This is a genomic window from Vibrio sp. 10N.222.48.A3 (assembly GCF_041475345.1).
GTDB lineage: Bacteria > Pseudomonadota > Gammaproteobacteria > Enterobacterales > Vibrionaceae > Vibrio > Vibrio tasmaniensis_A.
This window is the reverse complement of the sequence record NZ_JBFRVX010001111.1, coordinates 1-4826: the sequence shown is the minus strand read 5'-3', so window position 1 is coordinate 4826 and position 4826 is coordinate 1. Positions and strand designations below refer to the sequence as shown.

At 41.0% G+C, this 4826-nt stretch carries 3 protein-coding genes and 1 pseudogene; all 4 read left to right on the top strand.

The annotated features are described in order from the left end of the window. Positions 1–381: pseudogene (locus AB4653_RS24115) on the top strand (hypothetical protein); the annotation flags it as partial. A 184-nt stretch (positions 382–565) separates the two neighbouring features. Further along, positions 566–1645, top strand: a complete 1080-nt coding sequence (gene dndB / locus AB4653_RS24110; RefSeq protein WP_017104390.1) for a DNA sulfur modification protein DndB — start codon at positions 566–568, stop codon at positions 1643–1645. After that, on the top strand, positions 1642–3447 hold the full coding sequence (locus tag AB4653_RS24105; RefSeq protein ID WP_017104391.1) for a DNA phosphorothioation system sulfurtransferase DndC: 1806 nt from the start codon (positions 1642–1644) through the stop codon (positions 3445–3447). The genes dndB and AB4653_RS24105 overlap by 4 nt, the downstream gene beginning before the upstream one ends. Positions 3448–3455: 8 nt before the next feature. After that, the coding region (gene dndD, locus AB4653_RS24100) for a DNA sulfur modification protein DndD (RefSeq protein ID WP_372105506.1) at positions 3456–4826 on the top strand (1371 nt) is incomplete at its 3' end.

Sequence of the window (4826 nt, the reverse complement as noted above, 5' to 3'; positions counted from 1 at the left end):
GGCGAACTAGGTGACGAAATTGATCTCATAAAGATTCACATCACATCAGGAAAACTCACCCTAGCCGCTTATGATGCCTTTGAAAAGTCGGTGCCCTTTTTAACTGAGCGTATAAAAATCAAGATGGCTGAGCAAGACATCGACTTCTTCGATTACGTAAATGAACAGCGTAGGCCGCCACTACTCAACAAACACTTATACATACAAACTAACGATAAGAAGTATAAAAAACAGAAAAATTTTGACCAGCGTTTAGCGTTGCTAATGGATTATGATTCCAACGAAGAAGCGCAAATGAACAGAGCAGAGTTTGAAGCGCTACTGGGTAAACACAATAAGCACATTAAAGGCTTCAATCTGGTAACGAAGAAACCTTCATAAAAATTAGGTAAAACATGGAAATCTCAATTACATCGCTGTAAAATACGACGCTAATTTTGGCATACTCATGTTATTTATCGCACAAAACCAGCCCTAACATAACAAACTCAAACTTTAGTTTGTCAAAAAATAACGTACCGACTAATATATATGTCATATTAAAATGACATATATAGAGGCTAATATGCTAAATCAGGATTCAGGCTACTGTTACTCTTTCCCTGCCGTTAGAGGTATTCAAGCAGGACGCCCCTTCTATATTGCGACTTGCCCTCTTAGGATTATCCCTAAAATTTTCAGCTACAACGAAGATGACGTTCCACCCGAGCTGAGAGCTCAAAGAACCCTAAATAAAACTCGTATTCCTGAGATGGTCAAATACTTGTTAGACAATCCCAAAGAATACGTCTTCTCCGCTTTGACCGCATCGGTAGGTGTTGATATATCGTTCGATGATCATGATGGAGCACCAAATCTAGGAACACTTAAGATCCCTATGGATGCTCAAATTTTGATTAATGATGGGCAACACCGACGCAAAGCGATTGAAGAAGCACTTCGAGAAAACCCTGATTTAGGCCAAGACAATATCCCTGTTTTGTTTTTCATTGATGAAGGTTTGGGCCGCAGCCAACAAATGTTCGCGGACTTAAATAAATATGCGGTTAAACCAAGCCCATCGTTGGGCACGTTGTACGATCATCGTGATGAAAGTTCAGAACTAGCAAGGGAATTGGCAAAAAATATAAAGCCATTTGTTGGTCTAACCGAAATGGAAAAATCCAACATCAGTCCTAAATCGAATAAGCTCTTTACCTTAAGTAGCATAAAGCAATCTACTAGAGCACTTTTAAGCAAAGGACCAAAAGACGGCTTTACCGAAGAAGAAAAAAAATTAGCTGCGGAATTTTGGGAAGAAGTGACACGGTACATCAAAGATTGGCAACTAGTTATCGATAAAGAAATTTCACCAGCACAACTTCGTCAAGAGTACTTGCATGCACACGGTGTTGGTTTACATGCAATTGGCGTATTAGGAAAACACCTTCTGTGCCAAGAGCCTAAAGATTGGAAAAAGAAATTACAAAAACTAGCTGACGTAGACTGGTTAAAGACCAATCCTGAATGGATAAAACGCAGTATGAACCATGGCAAACTGAGTAAGTCGACAATGAATATTCAGCTAACTGCCAACGCACTAAAAATTGAACTGGGGTTACCACTAACCCCAGAAGAAAAAGCTCTAGAGAAGCAGTTATCATGATACACGAGCTACAATTGGCGGAAGATCTCGCCGAAGAATATCAAGAATTTATCAACACTGAAGATTTCGCAAACAATAAACTCAGTCACTATATTGCTGACGTCCAACGCGTCTATTGTGCAGATAAAAGACCGTGGGTGATTGGTTACAGCGGAGGTAAAGACTCATCTGCAATAATGACCTTGATCTACATGGCACTACTTGGCCTTAAAGAGGAAGAACGCTCAAAACCTGTTTTTGTTGTGACCTCCGATACGCTTGTCGAAACCCCTGTGGTTGTTAATCATATTAACAATTCTTTAGACGCTATTAGCAAAGGGGCCAAGCGAGACAACCTGCCGATCACTTGTCACAAAGTTGTCCCTGAAGATTCTCAAACCTTTTGGTCTAGTCTATTAGGCAAAGGTTACCCTGCACCCACACGTTCTTTCCGATGGTGTACAGAGCGAATGAAAATAAACCCTGTCAGTGATTTCATAAAATCTAAAGTATCTCAGTTTGATGAAGTTATTGTGGTTTTAGGTTCGCGTAGTGATGAAAGTGCTTCTCGTGCTCAAGTAATTGCAAAGCATAAAATTGACGGCTCTCGTCTGGCTCGCCATACAACTCTTTCCAATGCGTTTATCTTTACACCCATCGATACTTGGGGTGTGGATGACGTGTGGAAAATTTTAAGGCTCTGCCATCTAACAACCGAAAAAACACCTTATGGCATCAAAAACATCTGGAGCAATCGGTACGATCTTGAGTGGGAAAACCCTTGGGGAGGGAAAAACTTAGTTCTTTGGAATCTTTATAAAGACTCTTCAGGCCAGGGGGAATGCCCAATGGTTATTGACGAAACCACCCCATCTTGTGGTAATTCTCGTTTTGGATGCTGGACATGTACCGTGGTAACTAAAGACCGCGCTATGGAAAGTTTGATTCAAAACGGTGAATCTTGGATGTCACCTTTATTAGAATTCAGAGATATGCTCGCTGAAACGGGGATTCCAAAAAATAAGGATGAATACCGAAACTTTAAGCGTCGTACAGGGAAAGTGACAAACCAAGCATCATACAAAGGTAACGAGCTAAAAACTCTTGAGGATGTAAAAAGTAGCATTACTCTTGGCGAAGGGCAACACCTTGAAATTTCTGATGATGGAACCCAGGTTCGACTGTATCAAGACGGTCACTTGCTTGAACACTACTCCTATCAGTTAGTTAAAAGCACCCCTGCTCACCCGAATCCTACAGAACTTGCTTGGCATTTAATCCGATTTATTCCCGGCCCTTACTGGCTAAAATATCGTCGCCAGTGGTTGCGTGAATTGTTGGAGCTCGATAAGAAATACAAATCTGAAGGTCGTGAAATTGAGCTTATAACAGTTCCAGAGTTACATGCTATTCGCCAAGAATGGATCCACGATCCAAACGAGCCTGACTGGGATGACTCCCTACCGACTATTTTCAATGAGGTTTATGGCTACGATCTTGATTGGGTTTATGACGACAATGCAAGTTTTGGTAAAGATGATGCCCTAATTATCAACGAGCTAAGTGAAGATTTCGATATTGCACCTGAAATGATAATGAAGCTAATTGAGCTTGAAGTCTCAATGGAAGGTCTAAGTCGACGTAGCGGAATCAACAATAAGATTGCTTCACTACTGAAGCAAGACTGGGGAAGCCTTGAAGAGATCAAACAAAAGCATGCCTCACTACAAAGCAAGGCAGAGTTTGATATTCACCAGCAAGAAATTGACCGTTACAATCAACAATTGATTGATATCGATAAGCAGCTACTAAAAGAGTTTTAATTAAAGTCATGCTGATTACTAAATTAACGTTAAACAACTTCAGAGTATTTCGTGGATACCACGAAATAGATTTACGTCCGGCGCCTGCTCGTCTTAGTTTAAACGGCGCTATTGAAGGCACCGAACGCCCGATCATTTTATTCGGTGGCTTAAACGGTGCAGGTAAAACATCAATTCTAACTGCCGTTCGTTTGGCTCTTTTTGGTCGTCAATCGTTTGGCCAATTGATGTCGAATGGCGAGTATATTGAAGCTTTAGGTGATTTGATCCATAAGGGTGTTGGGCACGGTGGTGTTCAAGACAATGCATCTATTGAACTGGAATTTAAATACAGCCAAAACGGTGAAGAAAACACATACAAAGTTATTCGTGGTTGGAAAAAAGACAAGAAGGACAATTTGTCCCTCGAAAAAGATGGCCTTCCCATTCCCGAGCTCAATTACGAACAATGCCAAGGTTTCTTAAACGAATTAATCCCAACTGGCATCGCTGATCTTTTCTTCTTTGATGGTGAAAAAATCGCTGATTTGGCTGAAGATGAATCAGGGAAGGTTTTAAAGACGGCAGTTCGTCGCCTACTAGGGCTAGATGTTATTGGGAAGCTTAAGAGTGATTTAAGTATTTACCTAAAGAAACAAGGCTCCTCAACGCTTACTCAATCAATCCGCGAAGAAATGGATTCGCTCGATACCAAGCGTATCGAACATGAGCGTAATTCAGAAAGGCTACGTGGAGAAGCGGATATTGTTGACGCTCAAATAGAGCTCACATCAAATGACATTCTCAACTTAGAGAACAAACTTTCACAAAGTGGTGGCGCATGGGCGAAAACCCGTGAAGCCGAAACACTAAAAGTTGATGAGTTACTAAAAGAGAAAGTCGAGTTAGAAAAACAGATCCGTATGGAAATGGAAACTAGCTTACCGTTTTCACTTGCTCCAAATACAATGTTTTCATTACTTGAGAAGATCAAGCAAGAACAGAGCATCAAACAAAAACAAAACTTTGGCCAAGAACTAGATTCATTCCTTGAGACACTACGAGCTAAACTATCCTTCAACCTAAGTGGGTCGGCTCCAGCTGCAATGGAAGCCATCACAGATAGCCTCGCAGACCATTTAGGTGATATTTCTCAGCAAAGTCTGTTGCTTGATATATCTGACCGTCAGGCCGCCACCATAGACTACCAAGTAAACCAGCAATCCTCAGAGTCACTCCGCCGGTTTGATGAAGCTAGAACTCGCTTAAAACAAGTTGAAGATGACATTGATAATGCATCCAACAACATTGCACGTGCTCCAGAGCAAGAGCAGGTCCAAGGACTATTTTCTGATGTACGAGATCTTGATAAAAAGAAAGAAAAACTGATTATTAAGTAC

What these genes read in the sequence shown, in the direction of transcription:
- AB4653_RS24105 (WP_017104391.1), top strand. Translation starts at nt 1,642, where the DNA reads ATGATACACGAGCTACAATTGGCGGAAGATCTCGCCGAAGAATATCAA.
- dndB (WP_017104390.1), top strand. Translation starts at nt 566, where the DNA reads ATGCTAAATCAGGATTCAGGCTACTGTTACTCTTTCCCTGCCGTTAGA.